We start from the raw sequence: 25,642 nt of genomic DNA, 5'->3' as shown, positions 1-25,642 counted from the left end.
GTTAATCAAAAGCCAAGTGAGACAGATTCAAAGGGCGAAGTTTTCTCAAAACTAGCTCTATTAACTACCCAGCCCGAATAACCTAAACTGCTTAGTAACAATTGGGCCTCTCGTTTAGATTTAAACGCTTGACTAATCACACAATAAACTTGCCCCGAGTCAGTATTTTTTTGCGCCATATACAGTTGCGATAGTTGAGGGAACTTTTGTTTAATTATCGCCTTTGTTAGTGGTGATTTAGATGCATACCACTGAATGACCCACTCACCTTTAGCAGTGGTGTTTTTTCTGACTTTTGACAATTCATTGCTTTTCATTGGCCTAATAAAAAATGCGCGGCCTTTAGGAATATGCTTATTGGCAAAACTTAACCCTGCTAATTTATTGGCGAATCGTCCATAAACTAATCTTGTAGTTTCACCCTCATCGCTCTGGATAAAACTGAAAGCATCTTTTTCCAAAGCGTATTGGCTTAATTCGTCTACAACTTTGTGAGCGTGTCTTACGTCTTTATAAATGCCCAATTGAATGACATAGGTTATACCCTTACTTTCGTCTGAATGAACTTGCTTAACGTCAGTTTTATCTGGTTTAGCTAATGGTTCGATACTAAGTTGGTCGTCTTTTAGGCTATGACTTGTAAATTCTGGCCAGCCAAGTTTTACTACAGGTAATGTATCTTGATTTGGTTTCCGTTTTTGCTGTTTATTAACTTCTGATTGAGTCTCACTATCTTTTTCAGCAGTGACGCTATCCACAGCTTTTATTACAGTTGCTAATTCGTCTTCATCTAAACTGTGAACAGCTTTTACTTCATTTTTAGTGGGTAAGGTGAAGTAGTTTTTTCTTACTTCTGCATCATTATCCCATACACTAGGCTCAGTATTGCTACTATCTAAGCGATAAGGTTCAAATTGTTCAGCTCCAATATTTCCACTGTCACCCACTCGGCGTAACACAATGGCAGGCAATTCAGCATAACCACCATTTCCACCTGTAGTGACATCAAAACCTACAGTATCACTGGTATAGCCTTTTTCACGAAGGCCTTGAGTTTTTAGACTCACCCTATACTTGCCTGGGCTTAAACCCAAAAATTCATAGTAGCCGTCTAGATCTGTGTCTTTAACTTGAATTAGATTATTTTTTTCGTCGTATAACTCAACTGTCATATTTTGCAGACCAATTTCTTGGTTATTGTTTTCTCTTAAAACAAAACCAATTAATTCTGTGGATAGAACAAAAGGCATATTTGCCTGAATATAAGCCCCTGGATGAGTAAAGACCACATAATCGTTATTAATGGTGTTGCTACCATCTTTCCATTTTGCCGAAAATCTAAAAGGATGATTGGCATAAACGCCAGGTAATACTGCTCTTCCCTCTTCGCCAGTCTCTATACCTTCCCATTCGGGGTTACCAGAAAAACTGACACCTTCTAAATTGTAGTCAAGAGGATCTGGGATCCCATTAATCTGGCGATCAAGGTAGGCATGCACATCTAATGAAGCGGTATTAGGTAATAATCGATGGCTTAAGGTCAGTCGATTATTTCGATAATCATAACCAAGGAAAAATTGTAGACCCAACTGAATGCTCCAAGAGTCATTGTCACCAATCTCATTAGCTAAATTAAGTTGGTAATCGCCTGTACGCCATGAAACGCGATGAGTTAAGCGCCATTTATCTCGAAACTCTTGAGCAATAGGTAAATAGTTAAAGGTTAAATAATGACGAGTCCCCCAAGGGTCTTCGATATTTTTCTGAATTACCACAGAAGATGAATCTAAAATTACATCACTGGCTTGGGGATCATAATTAATATTAGCACTCACCCTAAACTTGTAAGGCAAGGTTCCACTAATGCCCAATGAACCCAAGATATTAGATGAATCGGTGAGAATGCCTGATTTAAATTTTCGCTCTGTATAGGCTAGATTATGCCTGACCAGCAAACGACCAATGTTGCCTGATAACCTATTGCTAATGCCATAACTTTCTACTATGTCATCATTTAGATAGTTAGTACCAAATGTCACCCCCATTAAAGATGTATTAAGAAAGTAAGAGGCATCTAAAAGGTAACGCTTTCCGGTTTGATCTATATGTTGATTTTGATAGTTGTTTCCAGACTCAAAATTGATGTTATATTTATCTTTACTAAAAGCGCTACCCCGCAAAGAGGTTATTTGCGCGTAGTTACCATCTTGGTCAATTGAAAAATCGTTTTCAAGTAACATTCCAGGTAAAGATAAAGCGTTGCTTAAACTAACTAATTGTTGATCACCTTCTAAGCCGGCGAAACCTACGCCTACTTGCCAATTATCTGTCACTCCATAATCAAAGGTGCCCCCAAAATCCGTTATTGAATAATCTTGAATACTATTGTCGTTTAATAACTGTTTGTTTCTGTCAAAGGCATAGACAGAATGGGCAGACTGGCCTTTAGATAAGGCATTTTGGGTTAATTCATATTGTTTAGTAATAACATCTGTCTCACCATATGGGCCATACAATTTTATGGTGTAGTTGTTCTGACCATAGGTAACTTCTACTTCATCAAAAATTAATAGTCCATTATCTGGTACTGTAGTTGCGCCTAGAAATACTTGATTGCGAAACAACTCAGCTTCCCAACCAGGTGGAGCCGATTCTTTTAATGTAATAAATTGATTGGTATCGCGAAAGTTTTGAGATCTACGCTCAAATATCGCCCCAACACCTGAAGTAGTTCTAGTTGTTAAGTTATTGTTGCGACTACTGATATCACCAAATTGATATTGATCATATAAACCTAAAATGTAATCGTCAGGGCTGCTTTTATACCGGCTAAGTATTAGGCGACTAACAAGGTCGGCATCTTTTGATTTTGTTAAGGTTAATTGGGCAGAATGATAAAGTAAATCAGAGGTGAGTTGTATAGAGGAGTTAAACCCTGCTCCGTCATCACTTTGCTCTGCGGCAAAATTGACTCTACCATGAGGAATTGTAAAAGCTCGATATTGATCTTGGATAGTGATAGGTAACTGCTGGTCCCGAGACCGGGCTTTACTGCGCGAAGTTAACCTTTCTAATAATCTTTTTTCTTCTTGTTCGGCTAATATCTGCACCGGAAATATAGGTTGGTCTCGGGGAACAAACATCTCTAACTTTAACTGGCGAGATTTGTACTTTAATTCAACTGCAAAAATTGACTCAAATACTGCTAACTCAACAAACATATAAAAGTTATCAGTAGCCCAGCCTAAGGAGTTTTCTGCCTTAGTATTCGATTGATTCTCAGTTAATTGATATTCATGAGGGGTATTTTTTTGCCATATTACCAAGCGCGTATCAGATAGTTGATACCTAACTTTTAACGCATCTAATAAAGGCTCTATGGCAATAAATTGACGATCTTCGACAAAGTACATGTCGATTGAGCGCACTATAGTTTTGTTGTTAAGTACAATATCAACCAACACATAATTGTCTTGGTCGATTGTTGATTTTATTAATACTTCTGCTGCCGCAATAGAACAAGGCATTAAAAGAATTAATAAGACCCAACTTTTCAGCTGTCTTAACATAGAGTTTTGCTCACCTAAGAAAAATTATTGACACTTTTCTTAGGCAAGCAAAAATCGCACCATAAAAATTAAACTATTTAATTACAACATCTTGGGTATGAGTGATGGTCCCGCCGTACGCTGAGTCTTCGGTAAATCTAAGCATTAATTGCTCAGTTGGAAGCCCAGCAGTTACTAACGAATAACTGACTTTTTCTACTTCGGTATAAATAGAGATATTACGTCTAAACACAACCACATCACCGTTATTTTTATTGATAAGTTCAAGGGTTCCATAAACCGAGCGGTCTCCCTTTCTAGCAATAGTGAATTCTAACTTTTCTTCATTAAGTGCAAAGTCGCCGAATTCTAAAGACGCATCTAACTTGCCTGTGCGTACAATAATAGGAATATTTTGTACAATTTTAGGTTTAATGCTGAGTTTAGCCACATTGTCGGCGCCAGACGTAGTTGTATCAACTTTAGGTGCCACTTCATCACAAGATACTCGCAAATAAGAACGATATTCGGCAGCTTGCATATTTGACTTACGTCTCATAGTAAATCTAATGGTTTGTGGATTTTGTGGCGCCACCACAAAATTTCTAGGAGAGTATCGCATCCAAGGCTCTGCTGAGTTTTCAGGTAATCCAGCTCCTTGGTAAGGGACTAATTTGCCATCTTTTGTAAAGTCATTGTGAACCAAAGACAAAGCACAGGTTTCTGTAACCGCAGACTTATTAAACATAATAAAAGATGCTGAATTATTCTCTGTGTCTAAATAAATTCTGTAAGTAGACAAACTAATAGCTTGAGCACTTGCACTTATTAATCCTAGTAACAATGCCGCTATTTTTATACTGGTTCTAGGCATAGATTTTAGTTTCTTTTTGTTTAGATTCACGGTGTTTTTTACCTCATAAAAAAAGCTATTGTAATCTGCTGACTACAATAGCTTTATGCTACATCATGCGTTTAGAATTAAAAAGATTAGTAAGTCACACTAATATCAAAATCTACTGAGTAAGCAGTTGCAGCTGCAAGGCCAACAGAACTAGTTACCGTTCCGCCCAATGCAAGATATGAAAACCCAGCAGCAGGTACACCATTACCGGCACTAACAGTTTCGTCACCTGACGCAGCTAAAGTAATAGTTGCTGACCCACTGTTTGGAACGTTTAAGCAAACATCCCCATCGGGATTACCATCATAGTCTCCAGCACAACCAACTGGTGCAAAAGTTAAACCACTGCCTGATCCATTTGTTAGTGATATAGTCACATCTGCGCCAGCAGAACCTTCTATTTCATACACACCAGGTACACCATCATCGCCTGAACAGGTTGCTCCTGTTGTTTCGCCATAATCAGCACTTGCAGCTGGCGAAGAAGTTGCCGCTGATAATTTCATCACTGTTTCACCAGGGAAATTATCGGTCAAGGTTGGTGTAGTCATAACACATGAACTACCTGAGGCTAAATAAAGCCCGTTAATAACCATTGGGGTACTTTCTACAATAGTTACATTTTTAATTGTTTTAAATGAACCTGATAGGTCCTGGTTTGCTGCCCATACGCTAGTACATAAAGGTAGTAGAACTAATCCAGCAGCAATGCGAGTAATTTTCATAATATTCTCCAAAATCTAATAATCGTTTTTTGCAACAAGAGTTCTAGTAAACTACATCTACGTTGAAAGTAACGGTATAGCTAGTATCTGAATCTAAAGCAGTAGCGCCCACATCCAAAGTTCCACCAACAGTAAAGTGGGCGAAGTTGGCAACAGAAGCGCCGTTGTCAGTACCGTTTGCTAACGTCATGGTTAAAGGAGTACCTGCTGTATAAGTGGTACAAACATCCCCATCAGTACCTGCATTGTCGTGTACAACTCCACAGCCAGTCGGGGTAAAAGTAAAGTCACCGGATTGAGTAAGTGAGCTTAATGTAAGTGAAACATCCAACCCGCCCACACCTTCAATACTGTAGATACCGGGAGTGGCAACAGTTGTGCCTGAACCTATACAACTTGAGCCGGTAATTACACCAAAGCCAGAAACGGTAATATTATCATCTGCTAATACTGTTGCACCTGCAGGTGATGTCGCACTCATCGCACATGTACCATTAGCATCAGTGGTAATATTTTCACCAAAATCTAAGGGTTGTACTGTATCAATGGTTACATCACTTAATGTATTAACAGTGACTGAGAAGGTATCAGCATACGAATTAGAAGCGCACAGTGCTCCCAATACAACAGCCCCGATTTGAAGCGCCAGTTTTGTTTTATTTGGTTGCATAGCAACACTCCTAGTTATCAAGTTATGTTTTATGACTAGACGGTAAACTATCTGTTTACATCAATCAATTAACGGTTTGACTGCTAATGTATAGTTTTCTATAAGGTGGTATAAAGCACTATACGCCAACAAAATGCTCTTCCTTTAGCACCAATAATCCCTGTATTTTTTCTATCAATTTTTGTTTATCGTTAGTAAACAACTGCTATTTAAAAACCTGATAAAATTAATTTAGCTAACTTTTTAAAAGCTTATAAAAATTGACTTACATCTATGTATCGACAACTAATCAGTTAAATTAAGTTTTTTTTTAAAAAATCTTTTAACAACAGATATTAATTAGTGGATACAACAAATTTATCGGCAGAAAAAATCAATAAGTTAGGGTGAATTGGTTAGATCAAAGCAGCTAAAAGATGACTCGGCAGTAGTTTTGTTCCAGACGCTATAACTTTACCACTTTTCAGCTCTAGCACTCTAGCGTTTAATGCTAACCCATTGCTTCTTGGTGAAATATTGCCAATCAAAACGTAAGACACATTAAATTTATTCATTACTTTTTGCTGCTCATTGGAAAATTCAATTTGTTTTGAACCGGCCTGTTGAAAATATTCAGCCAGACTTGAATCTGCGGTGATGATTCCAAAGTCGGTAAGATCGTTTTGCATTCCAAAGGCTAAATCATTTTCTAATTGGGAAAAGTCAGCTGTATTGCTACCACTATAAGCAAAGGGCAAAACGATTATACTGCCAGTTAAGGACAGGCCTGACATGTTGGACTTAAGTTCTAGTGCCAGCTGTTTGGTATAATCATTAATTTGTACAAAATGTTGAGCACTTCCTGCTGGAGACAAATCCACCTGTTGAGTGTTCTGCCTTTTTAAAGGTTCATCAACACAGGCACTAAAGTTACCTTCATCATCAGCACAGATTCGACCGCTGGTTTCAAACTCAAACATTGAGCAAGCACTATTGACTAATATGACGATTAACATCAATCCAAATTTTGAAACGGATGCCATAAATAAACCCTACTAATAAAAAATCTGATTTTATCAAAGCAAAATGTAAGCCAATTAGAATCAATAGGCACATACCCAAAATCAGTTTTAAATACAGTCAAACTAAGCAAAATGTGGCAAGCTATTGCCATGTAATCTAACAAATGAGGAGGTGAATTTCCTTCATATTAAAAATTGACTGACTAGGGGCAAACTCGTTAAGGTTAGTTTTTATTTTTTAAGGACAAGTTGAGTTGTTGAAGCGCCTGATATTAGTAATTAGTCTTTTTATCTTAGTAGGTTGCAGTGGTCGTTCGGCAAACCAAGCGCCCTTATCTCAGGCTGAGAAAAATCTATCTGCAACAGATACCACACTGTCACACATTCAAGCTTATCTATTAATTGGCAATACAACTAAAGCAGAGCAATTACTTAATCAATTAGACAGCACACAATTACCCCCTAAGGCTAAGGTGCTGTTAGCCGAGTTGCATGCGGCTAAAGGCAATAGCGTAGAGGCGCAGCAAAGCTTTTTATCTGCCATTGCCGACATGCAGGCCAATCAAGCTTGGGCAAACACCCAAGTACCAGTAAATTTATTAGATTATTTTTGTGATGAGAAAAAATGGCCTGCATTAGAAGGTTATGCCAAAACTATTGTTGCAGATATCAGCAATGCTTCTGATAGCCTTAATGAAAATCAACCAATTAAACAAAAGGTATTAACTCAAATAGGCTTATGCTTTTTTAGCCAGCAAAAGTGGCAACAAACTAGTACTTGGTTAAACCAGTTGGAACTGAGTTCTGAGGTTGACCCTTTAGTATACTTGGCCTTAGCGAGAGCCAGCATAGAACAACAAGATCTAGTCAAAGCACAACAACTTATTTCTCACTATCAGCAATATAAAAAGAAAGTCGATGCCCCTAGCCTTTGGGCAGCAATAGAGGTGCATTTAGCCTTGGGCCAGCAAGAGCAAGCTAAAGCTTTGGGCGAAACCTTGCGAAGTTTGTTTCACTACAATGAATATAGTCGTCAATACATTCTGTTAACTAAAAGAGGGATGCTTGATAGGCCCACCAGCAACTCAAGTCAAACACTACCGCCCGAAGCGCAACAAGAGCCTAGTGCCACTGACGCTGTATCAGCATCTACACCTGCACTGCCTTTTAATACGGTTCATACCATTCAAAAAGGCGAAACCTTGTACCGTTTATCTAAACTTTATGGTTTAACTACCGCTGAGCTACAGGCTTGGAACCCAGAGTTAGACGTAAACGATATTCCTATTGGCACCCAAATTCGAGTAGTACCTAATCGCTAAGGATTAGGCTTATTGCTATTGTGGTACACCACTGTGGAAGCGAAATTCAGAGTCTGGGCTAAGGATCAGTTTGGCTTCTTTTTGTTTAAATAGCTCTACCCTATCTTCTATAGGTTGAGCGGAAATTGTTTTAGCTAAACTTAAATAGTCTTCAAAATGTCTGGCTTCACTTCTTAACAATGAAATATAAAAAGCCTGAAGCTCTGCGTCTAAATATGGGGCTAATTTGGCAAACCTTTCGCAAGATCGTGCTTCTATATACGCGCCACAAATTAAGGTATCGGTTAATTTTGCGGGTTCGTGGGTGCGAACATGCTTCATTAACCCCCTAGCATACCGCGATGCGGTAAGGTTGTTGTAAACTATGCTTCTGTTTTGCATGATTTGCCAAACTTGCTGAAAATGATGTAACTCTTCTTTAATTAGCATCACCATTTTACTGATCAGCTCGTCACCGTGTTCAAAATCAGATTTACTGATCAGCTTTTTAGATAAGCTTTGTTGTTGGCTAAAATCCCCCTCGCCTATTTTACGATAGACAAAATCTTCATAGGGCTTCAACCAGGCTAATAAGGCTTCGCCACTTGGCTGGTCAACGGCATAACGGCGTAATAGCAGCATGGCAGTTTGTGCGGCTTTTAATTCACAATTTGCATGGTCTACTAGCAAGTTTGCCAGATTCTCTGGCTTAATAGCCTTATCTATCCAACTTTGAGGGGTTGAGCATTGAAGGAATTGGTTGATTGGGGTTAATAAGTTGTCCAAGGGTTAGTTCTCTGTACACTACTTTTATTTAAAAACACTATAATATGGCCTCCAGCTCCTTGGTAGATAAATTACAGAAGCGTATCTGTCAACTCTACTGATTCATACTATTCAAGGCAAATGATTTAAAGAATATAGAATTTACATCAATTTGCGGTTCTTCGAGAATGCTCAGAAGTGATGCTAATTACTTCAATTTGATTGTGCATTAGGCTCTTTTATAAAAGCCAGCAAACGGCAGAATAAACTACCGTAGCTGGCATTAATTAATAATTAAGGAGTAAACTCCAGAACAGCTCCACTAAGATCATTCGGATTACCAGCGTTAAACAATTCATATTGGGTACCGCTAGAGAATAAACTCCCCAAAACGCTGAGGTCACTTCCACCAGGATCTGCTACTCCCCCACCTTGTGTACTGCCTACCAGCCCATCAACAGCAGAAATGACACCATATTCAATGGTATAGCTGCCATCATCGCGAAGTGTCAGCTTAAAGCTATTCGCACCTGTATTAGGAAATTCAGGCACGTTATCATACACCAGTATGAAACTACCGGCCTCCAGCGCATAGCTGACGTTGCCACCATTATTTGGCGACAGGTCATCCCACAAAGGCGCAATTCGCGGTTGATTGTTAAGCAGTTCAGCTATACTTTCACTCCAATCCAAATCCTCGGAACCAAAAGTCACATTACCATTTGAGTTTACAAAGGCACTGGAATAATCAACACCGTTAAAGGGAAAGGTAAACCCCAATGATATTTCAATCGAATCGTCATCTTCCATAGATAGCGGTGCATTGTTACTTTCGTCAATTTGCAGTACGTATCTGCCACCGCTGCTTCCGGCACCTGTTAAGGCGAAATCGGCAAAGGTCGTCACGGCTAGATAATAACGGCCCGCAGGCAAGCTTATCGCGACTAGTTTTGACAAATTACCGGCTCCACCATCATCATCCTGGGCAATCAGATTGCCACTGTCATCAAACAGTCCAATAAGTGAGTCAAGCGGCCCTGCACTAATTTCTATAATGAGTGCTAACGCCCCCGTGGTTTCAAATCGGTACCAGTCAATATCATTACCAATAGGTTCTATTTCGGTAAAGCGACCCACATCGGCACTGCTAAAGGGGAGGTTAAGGCTACGAGCCTTATTGAAGCTGTTGTTCTTTCCGGCCCAGTTATCGTTGAAAGTAGTAGTGCCGTTAAAGCGCAACTGACTATTGGCCAAATCGTTACCATTGGCGGCGTTAAACAACTCATATGTTGCTGGGTTATTATGTAGATTAATACGACCTTCATACTCGCTGAGATCTGATGCATTTTCCATCCCGGAGGTAACGCTCACACCACATGAAACCCCAACTAAACCGTCTTTTGAGCTCATGTCACCGTATTCAATGTCAATACTATTGTTGGCTCGGCGTAAGGTAATGCTGAAGCTATTAGCACCAGATGATTGCCATTCAGGTACAGCATCCCAATTTACGGTAAAGCTATTTTTACTTTGTTGATAACTGACCTTACCACCAGTGGAAGGGTTAAGATCATCCCACCACGCGGCGATACGGGGAGGACCGCTGAGCATTTCGGTACTGCTCTCAGACCAGTCGTCATTTGGTGCACCAAAGGTTAGATTACCATTAGCGTTGACCGAGACGGATGAGAATGCCATACCACAAAGTTCAAAGCTAAATGGCAATGCCAGATTGACCGAACCATCATCGCCGACTAGCAAAGGGTCACCCGGTGCCGGCGCGTTAAAAATAATATCGACATTGCTACTATTGGGCTGCACAAAATCGAATGCAGTCACAGGATCGGCACCATCGAGATTATTGGATTCTGTCAAATTGTAATATTCCTCAGGCCCGGGGAACGGACCGCTAAGTGCAGTTGAGAATCCTCCAGCAAGGATTTCGTCTATATAAACCCGATAATTGGCACCGGGCGTTAGGCCTTCAATCCAATACTCTCCATCAACACCAAAATCACCAGAAATCGCAGAAATTGCATCATTGAAAGGGTCGGCATCGTTTCGCGCAATAACATTAACCCCAGTTACTGGGGTTACACCATTGGCCAGAAAAATCTTACCACTGATGTTACCAGTAGTGGCAAAACTAGGGGCTGGATACAGAGTCGATAATGAAGCCATATCGTCTGCATGCAAAGTTTGAGTGCCTACAGAAGGCCCAAAATAAAAGGGATACATGGTTTCAATAGAGTCAGCAAAGAGATCAGGCTGACCATAGGGATCGTCGGTTCCTGCACCCGAAGTGTCACCCGCGCCGATAAACAACTGACCATTGACCACAGTATGGCCTAATCCAGAATAATGCCCAAACTCATGCACCATTACATCCAGCGCTGCAGTGGGATCAACAAATGACGGACCATTGAGAAAGGATAGTCCTTCGGTGATAGTACAAGTGGTGGTATCCCCCCATTCAGGGCCGGCGAAACCTAAAATGCCGGAGTTTGGGCCAAACAGCAGATCAAATATTTCACCGCTATCGTCAAATACAATTGCCGACAATCCATCAGGGCTTGCGGCTTCTAAGTAGGGGGTAAAATTTGTGATATCTACATCCACTGGCAACAATCCATTGTTACTATATGTTGCTGACGAACTTGCTGTAGCCTGCCAAACAGCAAAGGCATCGTTGACAGCAGTAACAGCTGCCACATTGCTTAGTGGCCCCAGATCACCCTGATCTGGGTTAAAGGGAATATTGCTACCACCATTGCCCCAGACAAAAGGCTGATTTGGCTGACAACCGACAATAGGACCACCAGCTAAGACGGAGAAACTAGCCATTAGGGTCAATGATAATGATATGGCTCGCAAGCCAAAACAGTTGATAGTTTTCATGCTGCGCTCCTTAATTTATGTTGTTAAAAATGGCGGCTTTGAGTTCATCGTAGCTCACTGGACCAGAAAAAATGCCCTTATTATCTAAACCATTGACTGCCATATCTGGACCACTCCCGTCGTTACTTAGGCGAAATAAGCCTTGACCAAGACCCACAGTAGTGGATAAACCGGCCGGACTGCGAGCAGTGGTAAAGAGTACATAGTCACTGCCTAATTCCAGATCTGGATTAATTTGTAAGTTGATTAAACGCTTTTGGTTGCCCACAACAAGCGACGACTTCATGCTGCCAAGCATGGTTAATTGCAGTACTTGCGCCTCCTTGCCTGAGCCAAAGTCACCTTTTATTGCATCATCGATACGCAGTGTATAAACGATAGTCGATAATTCACCACCTCCGGCGTGCACCGAACTAGGCTCTTTGCTTAGCACAGTAGCGCGAAACACTTTGTCTGCATTGCCCACCATTTCCGATAAACTCATTTTTTTAACTAAGGCGGCATGTGTCGACCAAGATGCTGTTACGATTATTAACGTGAGTGATAATAACCATTTGAATTTTGTGTAATACATGATAATTCCTTCTAAAAGTTTTGGATTTACACGTTCTTAAGTAGGACGCTTAATTCCGTTTTAGTCTGTTGACCGAATAAGACTGGCTTTAAGGCCATGTATGCGTTTAGGTAATCCATTGCGACAATACGACACCAAAACTTAAAACAAAGGAATTTGAGGGACAACGGATAAACCGTTTACCCGAAGAAATATAGTAGAGAAACGACTTATAGTGAATTAATATAAAATATTTTTATTCGCAAATTAAGAGAGCGGTTTTCACTAATTTAGAGAATTTTTTGATTTTCTTTTCTTTCGAAATCTATCCAATTTGAAGGTGTAGAACAGGATAAAAATTGCTGAATAGGTAGAAGTAAAGAATTGAGATTGGCTGTGTTGGTCACTGGATAAAACTGTTTTTAAAATCTTAACCGCATTTTATCTGATTGAAGCTCGGTTGTAGACCATTATTCTATTTAATATCAAACTTAGATTTTAACCAATGAAATGGCCATTAAGCCCTAACTAATCACTTTAGGGCTTAATGGCAAAGCTAGATTACTGACATAAGCCATTACTGGCTGATGGGTCAAGGGGCAAACCACCACTGACCTGTGACACACAAAAGTTCACTGTTACTGCTCCAGCTGCTGTACCACTAGTGATAAATTCTGCGTTTCCACTGGCATCTGTCACTGCACTTGAGGTTTCATTAAAGGTACCAGTAAAGTTTCCTGTTACTGTTACCCCTTTCACTGCATTGCCAAGATCGTCTAACACTAACACATGGGCGGTGCCAGACTTCTGCCCTTTCCCTGCGCCTTGTGTACCAGTGGTAACTGAAGAAATAACAGTTGATGTTGCTTGCTCTGCTCCCCCAGAAGTCACACTAATTGCGCTTTGCGATTGATTTTGCGCAGATAAGTCATCAGTTACAGTTAATGTAACTTGGTATACACCATCTACTGCATACGAATGATTGATCACCGCTCCACTGCCAGTATTACCATCACCAAAATCCCATTGATGACTAACAATATTGCCATCGGCATCACTGCTAGTTGAACCATCAAAATCGCAAGTTAAATCGGTACATGAATAATTTAAAACCGCCACTGGAGCTTGATTACTTTGGCCACCTGTTGCTCCAATAATTTCAATATTATCTAATACATACACATCTGAGTTAAACGAATTAGGGTCGATTAAAAAAATGATGGAATCAACAGAGTTATCGCTTGTATTAGTATCAAGTCGATCATTCATTTTGAATTCAAGGGATTGAATACCATTAGCATGTTCAATATTGGCGGTATAAACACTGTGTCTACCACCTGGAAAGTTGTCTGGTGTTGCTACTGCGCTATTTTCTAATTGCACTAAAATCTGCTTACCAATTAATGCAGGATTTTGATTATCTACCTCTAGTCTAAAAGCTTTTTTACCTGTAACAAAAGCCCCCGCATCAGGAATAGCAGTGGTTGAAGTAGCTATGACATCATATTGGCTTAACCCGTCTCGCGTATAAGTTAACAGACCTCCAGACACATTATATTCACCTGTTGCCAAAACCAAATCCATATTTGTTGTACCGTTATAATCTTCTAGTACAGTTTCAGTGGTCAGGACCTCAGATACATAAACTGGTGCAGTTACAATACAGTTGCCTAAATCTACCGAAATATTTTGCGTGCTACCGGCACTGGCTAAATCCCATTGAATTTGTGCTTGTGTACTTGATGCACTTAGTACAGTTCCACCGCTCACAATCCAAGTAACATTACTGCCAGCGTTGTGCAAAGAATAACTGTCTATCTTGTTAGGTGCAGATAAATGTTCGCCTTCTAAAGTGGCTTGGTTACCGGCATACACTCTCACGTAATCTACATCCATAGATTGCGGCAAAGCGGTTTCATCCACATCTCCACCCCAAGTACCGCCAACAGCTAAGTTCAACAACAGATGAAAAGGCTCTGTTCCATCAAAAGGCCAAGCTTCGGGCGTTAAATCAGCAGGGGTTTTAGTAGAGTAAAGAATATTATCTACATACCAACGAATTTCGTTTTGCTCCCATTCAATAGCATACACATGAAAATCATCAGACCATTTATCAGGCTGCTTAGGAATGCCAGCGCCAGTGTGACGATTATAGGGATAAGCTTGGCCAAAATGAATGGTGCCATAGGCCATCATTGATGATTGGCCCGTTGACTCCATCACATCTATTTCGCCACTAGTAGGCCAGGTTTCCACAGGATCTGTGGGTAACATCCAAAATGCTGGCCACATACCTTGTCCGTTTGGAATTTTTATGCGCGCTTCAAATCGGCCAAAACTCCACTCTCCACTATTTGGCATATTTGCCGTGCGAATTCGGCCAGAGGTATATTTTGTGCCTTTTATGCGCTCTTTTTTGGCTGTAATTGACAGTATTCCATTGGCAACCGTTAAATTAGCTGCCTGATAAGATTGTAATTCACTGTTTCCCCAGCCACACATTCCTGGCCCTTGATCACAACCATCACCTAACTGAATATCCCAATTAGATGTGTTTAAACTAGCGCCATCAAACTCATCACTCCACACCAAAGGCTGACATTCTTGCGCTATTAAACTGCTAGAAACTAAAGTAGAAATCGATAGCAAAGCAGAGATCCCTAAATTTATATTTGTTATTTTATTAGACATTGTTTTTCTCTTTTTGCCGATGCGTGTTTTGATAACTCGTCCGTACATCAACTAAGTTAGATTGCAAAGGTTGTAAAAATCATTTTTAGCAACGTGAAAAGTCAAAATGCTTGGCAAAGGTAAAGTTCAATTCAAAGTCTTTGCTAACTGGGCAACCAGTTATTAACATTTTGTTTACAATGCATAAACCACTTATGTTTTGGCAAACACAATGCGTTAATACGGTTTTTTAAAGAGATAAAGCGGATTTGAGATTTGTTTGCAGTCCTTAGGACTGCAATTTTTAGCAATGAGATACCAAAAAGTACAATGTTAGTTAGTCTATCAATCTAACTGTTATTTTTGATGGCTGAGGTTTAATTAAGATTCTGAATCTAAACGGAAATACAAAGAGCTAGCCCTAGCAATACGGCGTAAAGACTGTACGTCTTTTTCACTCCACTCGTAAATATTACCTAAGCTTTCACAACAAATCACACCTATGGGATTAAAGTCTTCGTGCAGGATAAAATCTAGCAAAGAGTAGATGTTATTAGGCTCAAAGTACAACTCGGTAAAACACTCGGTTGCGGGATGATTTCTGGCGTCACTGGCTTTGATAACGTTTTGATTAATAATAGCGTCAAAGTAAGGGGTAAAATCTTTACGATGTAGTTCTGAGCTGTCTTCAAACTTATTTTTACTGCTATCATAGCTGACACTAGACACAATTTTTGAATAGTCATCTTCAAAACGCCATAGACTGATCCTATCTGCCCCAGAAATAAGCTCTGCAGTCACTTCACAAATCATCTTTAACTTTCTATCTATAGTTAAAGCTGGATTAGTTAAACAGGTTGTGAGTCTAATAAATGCGTCCATAGCTTCCTTTAAGATACCAGCGACGGGAGAAAATATAGTGGAATGCTATCTGTTAATGTGTAAATTCTCAACAAAAACTGACCGAGATGTATGCTTTTAGAGTGCTTGCATTTTGAGAATTCACCCTAGCACAAGTGAAATGCGCTTTTCATTTATTGTAATTGGCTAGATTCATTAGATTGACTAAAGCTTTATTACAACATTGAGACCTAACTTGAGTGCATTCACTAATACTTGTATGTTTGCCTAACCAGACCTTTGCAAGGCAGTTGACCAGATGAAAAATGTAACTCGTTTAATGAATAGTATTTTTTTAATATCGTTTAAAATAATTGTACTGACCTGCTCAATGCATGCAGTTGCTCAATGGGTTAATCAATATCCTAAATTAGATGATTTTGGTCACCACGTTTACTTAGAACAACATGAGTTACCCATTTTTGCTTATGGTATTACCGACCCTGCTCCTTCTCCAAACGGAGAAAGTATTGCATTCGCATCTATAGGTTGGCTTTGGTTGCTTGATTTAAAAAGCCAAGTTGCAACTCAGCTTACCTATGCCAAAGGTATAGACTCAAGACCTCGCTGGTCGCCAGATGGTAAACAGCTCACTTTTGTTCGGGACTTTGGTGACGATACCGCCGTTGTGATTAAGCATCTTGAAACAGGCAAAGAATCAGTCATTAATAGTTCTGCCATAGATTTAGATCCAGAGTTCTCTGCAGATAGTCAGTCTTTGTATTATACCAGTGGTTTGTCTGGCTCATTGGAGCTCTATCAGAGGCATATTGATAGTGGAACACAGCAAGTCATCACAAACTTGCGACAAGTGGTGCGCAATACAAGACGCGTGGCTAATAATCAAGGCTTAGTATACCTGCATGGCAACGGTGCTCACCGTGTATTAAGGCATCGAAACTTACTAGCGGGTACCGACCAAATTATTCAGGCACAAACCCTGACTTATCATTTATCAAGTGATACTCACCCTAGTTTACCGTTAATTGTTTACAGCGCTCCCATAGACAATGATTATCATTTATGGACTATGGATATGACAGACAAAAAAGCTAAACATAGACTCACCACAGGCAACAGCTTTGCACTCACCCCCGCTTTTAGTGCTAACGGAAACCACATTTATTTTATCGAGCTGACTGACAACCGCCAGTTCCGTTTGATGAAGATCAACACTTATGGGGGCAAAGCCTCAGAAGTTGCAATTAAACGTTGGGATTACGCTAAAAAAACCGGCACGCTAAATTTAGCTGTAAAAGATAAAAATAACCAACCTATAGCAGCACGAATATCAATAGAGACTGAAAGTGGCCACCCTGTAGCTAATCCTAAAGGCGCCACTTATATGGATCCTCAAACGGGACGTAGTTATTTTTACCTAGATGCATTACTTGACCTTAGCTTACCTGCGGGAAAATATCAGCTAATTGCAGCCCGAGGTCCGGCGACCCCCATATATTCAACTCAATTCACCATCAAACCCAATAAAAAACAAAGACTGAATATTGCACTTTCTCCTTTATGGGATAGCGTTGATGAAGGCTATGTATCTGCAGACTTTCATGTGCATTTAAACGGTGATGGTCACAATCGCGCCACTCATGAAGACGCGTTATTGCTTATGCAAGGTGAAGATTTACACACCCTTTCTCCCATGTCTTGGAATCGCTGGGAGCGCCGAATAGACAGTCAAATAATAGGAAAACGTACAGGTAAAACCACCAATACTCAGAACCACTATCAAGTGATTCAAGGCCAAGAAGTCCGATCACATTTTCATGGCCACATAGGCTTATTAAACCTTAATGAACCGTTTGCGCCGTGGTTTTTTGGTCCTTCAAATCCAGTATTAGGGGATCCTGATCTTACCAACGCGGATGTGTTCGCCTATGCCAATAAAGTAGGCGCATTTGCTACTTATGTGCATCCGATTGCCACTGATGGAGACCCCTTTGCAACTGATGCCATTGCAGGCATCCCTCTTGAATTAGTGTCAGACGGAGTACTAGAAGAAGCCATGGGTTTAGAGTTGGTATGTGCTTGGACTAGCCCGCTTGGCAACGCAAATTTATGGTATCGATTTTTAAATATTGGCCGCCCTGTGGCAGCTATGTCTGGTACTGATGGATGGGTAGACTTTTATCGCACTCCAGCTATGGGAACGGGTCGCGCCTATATTCGCCCTTTAGAAAATTCTGGTGTTACCGAACCAGTAATTGCAGGGGCTTTAGCAGGTAGAAGCTTTGTTACCACAGGTCCAATTTTAACTTTTTCGGTAGGCGATAATATTCAACCGGGAGACACAATAATTGGTGGTGAACAAAAATACAGCTTGAAAGTGACCAGTACTGTGTCACTAGAAAAGGTGGAAATAGTAGTTAACGGTAAAGTGGTGCATAGCCTAGAAGGAGTTAAAGCCGGCAAAACAAAAAGCTACCAAGGCAAAGTTCAACTACCTGAAGGTGGCTGGCTGGCAGCTAGAGCTTATTCTGAACAGCAAAGAGCCGACAGTTGGCCAACTATGCATGCCAGACCTTTCGCCCACTCTTCTCCAATTTGGATAAACCAAAAAGGCAGCATTGATAAAGCCAGTCGCGCAGCAGCGGCGGCAGATATGATCCGCGCCATAGACAATGCAGAAAAACGCGCGCAGCACGCTTATGGTCAGCGCCCTATGCCAAGATTATATAAACGTTTTTCAGAAGCTAAATCGACACTAGAAAAAATGCTGTAACCAACAGAATAGGATTGCAATATTCAATTTAAAATAAAGGGATAAAGGTAATAGTGTATTTCTATTACCTTATTGCCTTTTGCACATATTGTGATGAGGCGTAGTTATGTTTTTTTAAGGCCAACTTAAATCAATGATTACTTCCTGCAAAATAAGTTTAATAAATCCACAGTCAAAAATAATCAAGTTTAATAATAAAAGTGTTGACGCTCAGATTTTAGTCACAGACAATAAATGTTAACAGTATGTTTATTTTAATTTAATAAGTTGTACTTACCTGTATTAGTCAAAGAGAGTTGTTAGCATGATATTGAATCATTTATGGGGTTTGTATACTCACCCAAAAGAAGAGTGGCATAGCATTGATGAACGTCACGAGAGTTATTTTTATAGCTTAAGCCATATTGCCATCATCTCTCTTATTCCCGCCATCATGAGTTATTACTCAGCCGCACATTTAGGTTGGAGTATTGGTGTAGGGGATATCATTAAGCTTACTCATAATAGTGCAATGTTTATGAGCATTGGAATGTATTTTGGTTTAATGACTGGGGTGATTGGTTTAGCAATTTTAATCCATGAATTGGCCAAAGCCTTTGATGCGACTCCAACCTATACTCAATCACTTGAATTAGCCGCTTATACTGCTACTCCCTTGTTTATGGTAGGTTTTGCCGCCTTTTATCCAGTCTTATGGTTTGTGATGATGATTGGACTAATAGGCTTGTCTTATTCAATTTATTTACTTTATTCTGGCACCCCAATTTTAATGCATATTCCTGAAGAAAAAGGCTTTATTTACGCAAGCTCAGTGGTGACCTGCGGTTTAGTGTTATTAGCTATTTTAATGGCCGCATCAGTGATTTTATGGAGTATGGGCATGGGCCCTGTCTATACAGGTTAACAAAGGTGACTAAACAAAAAAGCCACGCTTAGCGTGGCTTTTTTGTTTGTGCAAATGACTTAATCTTGACTCATATTGTGCATTTCTAAATTACTTAATTCAGTTTGAATGCCTTTATTTTTACTGCCTTCATTCCGTAAATTATCAATATGTTGTAAATAGTCGTTATCCACGTCTCCTGTGATGTAGTTGCCATCAAACACTGAGGTTTCAAATCGCTCTATTGTTGGGTTTTCTTCTCTTACCGCTTCAACTAAATCACTGATATCTTGAAAAATTAACCCGTCGGCACGGATCAATTCGCTTATTTGTTCTATCTCGCGACCATAGGCGATTAGCTCATTAGCCGAAGGCATATCTATACCATATACATTAGGAAAACGAATTTCAGGTGCGGCTGAAGCAAAGTATACTTTTTTCGCCCCTGACTCTCTGGCCATTTCTATAATTTGTTCTGAGGTAGTGCCTCGTACTATAGAGTCATCCACTAACAATACACTTTTATCTTTAAATTCTGAGGATATGGCATTGAGCTTACGGCGTACAGATTTACGTCTTAGAGTTTGGCCTGGCATAATAAAAGTACGGCCAATATAACGGTTTTTAACAAAACCTTGACGGTAAGGTTTGTCTAGCTCTATGGCAATTTGCAAGGCAACGTCCATAGAGGTTTCAGGAATAGGAATAACCACATCAATGTCTAAATCGGCCCATTCTCTGGCAATCTTTTGTCCAAGCCTACGTCCCATATTGACTCGCGATGCGTACACCGAAATACCGTCAATAAAAGAATCAGGACGAGCAAAATAAACAAACTCAAAAATACAAGGTGCATGGCTAGGATTATGCGCACATTGTTGTGTATGCAATTCGCCACTTTCGGTCACATAAATAGCTTCACCTGGCGCAACGTCACGAATAAAAGTAAATCCTACTGCATCTAAAGCAACGCTTTCAGAGGCCACCATGTATTCATCACCAAATTCAGTTTTACGTTTACCTAATGCCAAAGGTCGAATACCAAAAGGGTCTCTAAAGGCTAACATGCCATTGCCAATAATAGCCGCCACAACTGCATAGGCGCCGCGGATTTTATTGTGCACTTTAGATACCGCTGAGAATACTTCTTCTGGGGTAAGATGTAATCCTTCACAACTTTGTAATTCATGCGCCACTATATTAAGCAACAACTCTGAATCAGAGGTGGTATTAATATGCCTGCGAGCGATTTTAGACACATCGTCTATTAGCTCGTGGGCATTGGTTAAATTACCATTGTGTGCAAAGGCAATACCAAAAGGTGAATTTACATAAAAAGGTTGGGCTTCGGCCGAACTTGAACTACCGGCTGTGGGGTAACGCACATGACCAATGCCAAACTGGCCAGTTAAGCGTTTCATATGGCGAGTATGAAATACATCTCTAACTAAGCCATTGTCCTTTCTTAAATTAAACTTACCTTGATCAACAGTGACTATCCCTGCCGCGTCTTGACCTCGATGTTGAAGCACAGTTAAGCCATCATACAAAGCTTGATTGACCGCACTTTTACCCACAATTCCGACAATGCCACACATGCGATTTACCTTTTTAAACGGTCTTTATAAAACTTGAGTTGTTTTGAATGTATTCAAAAAACCACTCGATAATTAAACTAAATTCAGGAATAAGCACCGAACTACCCCACCAGTCTGAAGAAGCCAAAGGAGTGAAAGTATCTAAGAAAAACAATAAGGCGCTAACAATTAACACCCCTCTTAATACCCCAAACACTAAGCCTAAGGCGCGGTCGGTGCCAGACAGGCCAGTAAATTCAACCAATTGGGCAATGAGATAATTTATCAAGCCACCTAGTACTAAAGTGGCAATAAATAAAATGGCAATGGCCACGCCATTACGGATCATAGGATCATTAAAATTAGTCAGAAAAGTGGCTAGATCAGCATAAAACTGGCTAGCGACAAAAAAAGCGCCAATCCAAATGGCTAATGAGATGGCTTCTTTAACAAAGCCTCTGATTAAGCTAATTAGGGCAGAGAGTAAAATAACTCCGAGTATAGTGTAGTCAATCCAATTCATAAGATTTGTGTATACTGCTTTAGTGGCTTAATAGAGGTTTCGAACTTTTCTATCAGCACAGAGTTTAATTCGCGCGCATTCTATCAAAAGGGTTAATGAAAATCCCATAAATTTTTGCCCCCATTTGCAATGAAACAATCTAAGCCTCAGAGATATTATTGCACGGTAAAAGGCGTGACACGGCCCTGTAATTTGGTTAACTCTTTTAAGTGTGATAAGGCTTGTTCTAAGTTTTCTTTATCTAAATCTGGCCCCACAAACACTTTAGTTAAGGTACCAGACTTAGTTTTAACTGGCCGACTAAAAGCGCGATAACCGGCTTTATCTAATCGGTTCAGCAATTCTTGTACATTTCTTTGATGTCTAAAGCTACCTAACTGCACTACCCAACCCGCACTGGCCAATAATTTTTCTGGATCTTGCTCAACTATGGTTTGCTGCGCCAAACTGCTGGTAGATTTTTCTGGTGCTTGTTTGGGTGTCTCTTGAACCGCCAGCTCTTGTTCTTTCGCTTGCTCTGGCGTTTGCCCTTGGCTGGATTCTGTGGTGTTAGTGCTAGTAGGTTGTTCGAATTGCTGATCTATAGGCGTTTCTGACAAAACTTCGACCTTACGGGTGGCCGCTTCTTTTACTTGTTGCGTATTAAAGTTCTCAGGCGTTCGCACCTCTTGAATAGGTGGCTTTTTAGGAAGCTCAACAAACAAATTGCGTGTTGATTCTTTTTTACCGTCTAACAAGTCAGGCAAAAAAATGACCGCAATGGCCACCAAAATAATAGTTCCAACTAAACGATTTTGTAATGCGGATGACACTCTACTACACCTTCTGTTAAGACTTTAAGCTTGTTAATGCTAATACTTTTGCCACAGTGAAAAAGGATCCGAATACCACTATTAAATCATCTTCGTAAGCGTTTTCAATGGCTAGCTGATAAGCATGTTCAACTGAGTCAAAGCATAACACTTTTTTATCTTGGCTTAATACCGATTCTAAACTTTGTGCTTTAGCCCCTCTAGGCACATCTAAAGTGGCGCAGTGCCAATGCTTGATAATTGGCATCAAAGGAGCAAGGCTAGCCGCAATATCTTTATCTGCCAGCATAGCCACCACAGCCACAATACGTTTTTCTGTGCGAGCCATTAAATCAGCGGCTAATAAACCTGTGGCCTGAGGGTTATGGGCAACATCTAACATAACAGTGGGCTGTTGCTGTATGACTTGCCTTCTACCTGGTAATTGAGTGTTTTGAATAACCTTGATCAATTGCTCTTGTGAGAAGTCTAAATCTAACAGACTTAATACTTGCAAGGCGGTAGACACATTTTGTGCGGGAATATTAGGAATGGGTAAGTGCTCAAACTGATAACTTGAGTTTTGCCAATGGAATCCAGTTTGGTCTAAGTGATAGTTAAAATTTTCACCTTGCCAGTAGGCTTGAACTTTATAGTCTTTGGCCGCCTGTATTAGACTAGCAGGAGGTTCTGGCTCCCCTATTACCGCTGGAATATTGGCTCTAAAAATACCGGCTTTTTCCTTAGCTATTTTTTCTTTGCTGTCGCCTAACCAATCTTGATGGTCTAAATCAATACTGGTTATAACCGCAATATTTGGATCAACAATATTTACCGCATCTAAACGTCCACCTAAACCCACTTCTAATAATAAATATTGCGCATCACTGCTGGCCATAAGTTGTAATGCAGCCAAAGTCCCAAACTCAAAGTAGGTTAACGAAATATCAGCGCGGGCTTGGTCTACCTGCATAAACGCCTGGCAATGGGCTTGTTCACTCAACAATTGCCCAGCAACTCGAACTCTTTCACGATAATCGAGAATATGTGGAGAACTAAATACTGCCACAGATTGATTTGCGCTCAGCAGGGCTTGCTCGATTAACGCACAGGTGGTGCCCTTTCCATTAGTACCAGCGACTGTGATAAGGGTTTTAGAAGATAAGTCTAAAGCCAGCTTAGCGTAAACTTTTGCGACCCGCTCTAAGCCTAACTCAATGTTTTGTGGATGGATTTTTTCTAAATAGCTTAACCATTGGTCAAGCGACCAAGCCTCTTTTACAGAGGCTGGTACAGATGATAATTCAATCATTAACTAGTGATGTTGATGATGTAATTTAGACAGCAAGCTGTATATTTTATCGCGCATTTGACGGCGATCTACTATTAGGTCGATGGCACCTTTTTCTAGTAAAAACTCACTACGTTGAAAACCTTCAGGTAAAGTTTCACGAACGGTTTGTTCTATTACTCTAGGGCCAGCAAAACCAATTAACGCTTTAGGCTCTGCCACATTCACATCACCTAACATAGCTAAACTGGCTGACACCCCACCCATAGTAGGGTCGGTTAATACAGAAATATAAGGTAAGCCTTTTTCACTCATTTTAGCTAAAGCCGCACTGGTTTTGGCCATTTGCATTAACGACAAAAGAGCTTCTTGCATACGTGCGCCACCACTAGTAGAGAAACACACTAAAGGCATGTTGTGTTCTAAACAGGCTTCTACTGCTTTGACAAACCTAGCCCCAACCACAGACGCCATTGAACCGCCCATAAAAGCAAATTCAAAAGCCGCTACAGCAACAGGCATACCATTAAGTTTACCTTTCATTACCACTAAGGCATCTTTCTCATTTGTGGCTTTTTGCGCACTGATAAGTCTATCTTTATATTTTTTGGAATCCTTAAATTTAAGAATATCTTGTGGTACTAAGTCTGCACCTAGTTCCACTCTATCACCTTGATCTAAAAAGTGATTTACACGTGCTCTGGCCGATATACGCATGTGATGATCACACTTAGGACAGACGCCTAACTGTTTTTCTAATTCGGTTTTGTACAACACAGCTGTACATTCAGTACACTTAGTCCAAATGCCTTCAGGTACATTACTTTTAGTTGAAGACTTTGTTCGCGGTAATATTTTTTCAATCCAACTCATATCAAATCCTGTTCTGCAATTTGTGCAAATCAACAAATTGGCAATATTAAACGGTTTATTTTAACCCCGTTTTAGGCCCGTAGGCTAAAAAGTGGGGCTATTAAATCACATCACCAGTGTTTCGCGAAAACAAAACTGGTCTTAGAAGTACTAATTAGGTAAAAACAACGGACCCAATGCGCTGCTAGGCAAACTAAAAGTGTCTGGATAGCTAACATGCACTAAGTATAACCCATTGGGTTTAGCCGTCGCTGCGGCTTTAGTTCGGTCTTTTCCTGCTAATAATGTTTTCATCCAATGGGTAGGCTGCTCTTGGTTGCCTATGGTAATCAGTGAACCTGTGATATTACGCACCATATGGTGTAAAAAGGCATTGGCCTGCACATCTATCACTATGTAGTCGCCTGTTCGTGTTACTTGTATATGCGTTAATTCACGCACTGGTGTATTTGCTTGGCAATTCACTGCACGAAACGCACTAAAGTCATGGCGACCCACTAAATGCTGGGCGGCTTGATGCATTAGCTCGTGATCAAGTTCACTATGCACATGGGTAACACCTTTAGCCAAAATAGCATTGCGTAATCTGTGATTATATATCACATAGCGATAACGACGCGCTGTTGCTGAAAATCTTGCGTGAAAATCGTCGCTCATGGGTTTTACCCATTTCACCGCAACAGAATCGGGTAAATATCGATTAATGCCTATTGTCCAAGCGCGATCGGGTCTGTGGCTTTGAGTATCAAAGTGCACGACTTGACAGGTAGCATGTACGCCAGCATCAGTGCGCCCTGCACACACCACTTTAATCGGCTCATTGGCAATTTCGCTTAATGCTTCTTCAACATGTTGTTGCACACTTACTACTGATTGTTGTCTTTGCCAACCGTGAAATGGTGCACCATTATATTCAATACCTAAAGCTAATCGCATTTATCCACTTTAACCCATCGTAAAAATTCGCGGTATTGTAAGCAAGTTGAGCGGAAATAACAGGTTTTACCCTAAGTTTTTAGGTATATCTGTGTTTAC

Annotated in this window: 19 protein-coding genes; 3 read left to right on the top strand and 16 right to left on the bottom strand. The window is 40.3% G+C overall.

The annotated features are described in order from the left end of the window. Positions 1 to 5: 5 nt before the first annotated feature. From ACVCDT_RS08595 to ACVCDT_RS08575, 5 genes are all read right to left on the bottom strand, one after another. Positions 6 to 3,569, bottom strand: a complete 3,564-nt coding sequence (locus ACVCDT_RS08595; RefSeq protein WP_447132354.1) for an SdrD B-like domain-containing protein — start codon at positions 3,567 to 3,569, stop codon at positions 6 to 8. A gap of 73 nt (positions 3,570 to 3,642) precedes the next feature. Then, complete coding sequence (locus ACVCDT_RS08590; RefSeq protein WP_447132353.1) at positions 3,643 to 4,422, bottom strand: fimbrial biogenesis chaperone; 780 nt, start codon at positions 4,420 to 4,422, stop codon at positions 3,643 to 3,645. 116 nt (positions 4,423 to 4,538) lie between these two features. Then, positions 4,539 to 5,177: a hypothetical protein gene (locus ACVCDT_RS08585; protein ID WP_447132352.1), complete on the bottom strand. Its 639-nt coding sequence runs from the start codon at positions 5,175 to 5,177 to the stop codon at positions 4,539 to 4,541. A 43-nt stretch (positions 5,178 to 5,220) separates the two neighbouring features. Then, on the bottom strand, positions 5,221 to 5,847 hold the full coding sequence (locus ACVCDT_RS08580; protein ID WP_447132351.1) for a hypothetical protein: 627 nt from the start codon (positions 5,845 to 5,847) through the stop codon (positions 5,221 to 5,223). Between the two features lie 395 nt (positions 5,848 to 6,242). After that, positions 6,243 to 6,806, bottom strand: coding sequence for a FlgO family outer membrane protein (locus ACVCDT_RS08575; RefSeq protein WP_447132350.1), 564 nt, complete (start codon positions 6,804 to 6,806; stop codon positions 6,243 to 6,245). Positions 6,807 to 7,105: 299 nt separating this feature from the next. On the opposite strand from ACVCDT_RS08575, the gene ACVCDT_RS08570 reads away from it, so the two are divergent. After that, positions 7,106 to 8,170 (top strand): LysM peptidoglycan-binding domain-containing protein, encoded by a 1,065-nt coding sequence (locus ACVCDT_RS08570; protein WP_447132349.1) that lies wholly within the window; start codon positions 7,106 to 7,108, stop codon positions 8,168 to 8,170. Between the two features lie 15 nt (positions 8,171 to 8,185). Here the strand turns inward: ACVCDT_RS08570 and miaE are convergent, their stop codons facing one another. The 5 genes from miaE to ACVCDT_RS08545 all read right to left on the bottom strand — a co-directional run bounded on the left by miaE (position 8,186) and on the right by ACVCDT_RS08545 (position 15,917). Then, entirely contained in the window at positions 8,186 to 8,935 is a 750-nt protein-coding gene (miaE, locus tag ACVCDT_RS08565; protein WP_447132348.1) for a tRNA isopentenyl-2-thiomethyl-A-37 hydroxylase MiaE, read from the bottom strand. 273 nt (positions 8,936 to 9,208) lie between these two features. Then, positions 9,209 to 11,812, bottom strand: a complete 2,604-nt coding sequence (locus ACVCDT_RS08560; RefSeq protein WP_447132347.1) for an NIDO-like domain-containing protein — start codon at positions 11,810 to 11,812, stop codon at positions 9,209 to 9,211. A 10-nt stretch (positions 11,813 to 11,822) separates the two neighbouring features. Continuing rightward, positions 11,823 to 12,386 carry a netrin-like domain-containing protein gene (locus tag ACVCDT_RS08555; RefSeq protein WP_447132346.1) on the bottom strand — a complete coding sequence of 188 codons (564 nt, stop codon included), beginning with the start codon at positions 12,384 to 12,386 and terminating at the stop codon, positions 11,823 to 11,825. A 540-nt stretch (positions 12,387 to 12,926) separates the two neighbouring features. Continuing rightward, positions 12,927 to 15,056, bottom strand: coding sequence for a family 16 glycosylhydrolase (locus ACVCDT_RS08550; RefSeq protein ID WP_447132345.1), 2,130 nt, complete (start codon positions 15,054 to 15,056; stop codon positions 12,927 to 12,929). 360 nt (positions 15,057 to 15,416) lie between these two features. Continuing rightward, positions 15,417 to 15,917 carry a GAF domain-containing protein gene (locus tag ACVCDT_RS08545; protein WP_447132344.1) on the bottom strand — a complete coding sequence of 167 codons (501 nt, stop codon included), beginning with the start codon at positions 15,915 to 15,917 and terminating at the stop codon, positions 15,417 to 15,419. A gap of 277 nt (positions 15,918 to 16,194) precedes the next feature. Between ACVCDT_RS08545 and ACVCDT_RS08540 the strand changes: the two genes are divergently transcribed. After that, complete coding sequence (locus ACVCDT_RS08540) at positions 16,195 to 18,669, top strand: CehA/McbA family metallohydrolase (protein ID WP_447132343.1); 2,475 nt, start codon at positions 16,195 to 16,197, stop codon at positions 18,667 to 18,669. Positions 18,670 to 18,973: 304 nt separating this feature from the next. Next, positions 18,974 to 19,573 (top strand): Yip1 family protein, encoded by a 600-nt coding sequence (locus tag ACVCDT_RS08535; RefSeq protein ID WP_447132342.1) that lies wholly within the window; start codon positions 18,974 to 18,976, stop codon positions 19,571 to 19,573. A 59-nt stretch (positions 19,574 to 19,632) separates the two neighbouring features. Here ACVCDT_RS08535 and purF read toward each other — a convergent pair whose 3' ends face one another. The 6 genes from purF to truA all read right to left on the bottom strand — a co-directional run bounded on the left by purF (position 19,633) and on the right by truA (position 25,543). Continuing rightward, positions 19,633 to 21,150 carry an amidophosphoribosyltransferase gene (gene purF / locus ACVCDT_RS08530; protein WP_447132341.1) on the bottom strand — a complete coding sequence of 506 codons (1,518 nt, stop codon included), beginning with the start codon at positions 21,148 to 21,150 and terminating at the stop codon, positions 19,633 to 19,635. Between the two features lie 13 nt (positions 21,151 to 21,163). Continuing rightward, entirely contained in the window at positions 21,164 to 21,652 is a 489-nt protein-coding gene (locus tag ACVCDT_RS08525; protein WP_447132340.1) for a CvpA family protein, read from the bottom strand. Between the two features lie 155 nt (positions 21,653 to 21,807). Next, positions 21,808 to 22,464 (bottom strand): SPOR domain-containing protein, encoded by a 657-nt coding sequence (locus ACVCDT_RS08520; RefSeq protein ID WP_447132339.1) that lies wholly within the window; start codon positions 22,462 to 22,464, stop codon positions 21,808 to 21,810. A gap of 16 nt (positions 22,465 to 22,480) precedes the next feature. Continuing rightward, positions 22,481 to 23,755 (bottom strand): bifunctional tetrahydrofolate synthase/dihydrofolate synthase, encoded by a 1,275-nt coding sequence (folC, locus tag ACVCDT_RS08515; protein ID WP_447132338.1) that lies wholly within the window; start codon positions 23,753 to 23,755, stop codon positions 22,481 to 22,483. A 3-nt stretch (positions 23,756 to 23,758) separates the two neighbouring features. Next, the gene (gene accD / locus ACVCDT_RS08510) at positions 23,759 to 24,607 is read right to left on the bottom strand and encodes an acetyl-CoA carboxylase, carboxyltransferase subunit beta (RefSeq protein ID WP_447132337.1); all 849 of its coding nucleotides are present in this window, start codon (positions 24,605 to 24,607) and stop codon (positions 23,759 to 23,761) included. A gap of 150 nt (positions 24,608 to 24,757) precedes the next feature. Beyond that, positions 24,758 to 25,543, bottom strand: a complete 786-nt coding sequence (truA, locus tag ACVCDT_RS08505) for a tRNA pseudouridine(38-40) synthase TruA (RefSeq protein WP_447132336.1) — start codon at positions 25,541 to 25,543, stop codon at positions 24,758 to 24,760. Between the last annotated feature and the right edge of the window lie 99 nt (positions 25,544 to 25,642).

The organism is Paraglaciecola aestuariivivens (genome assembly GCF_052983255.1).
This window is presented reverse-complemented; position numbering and strand designations above follow the sequence as displayed.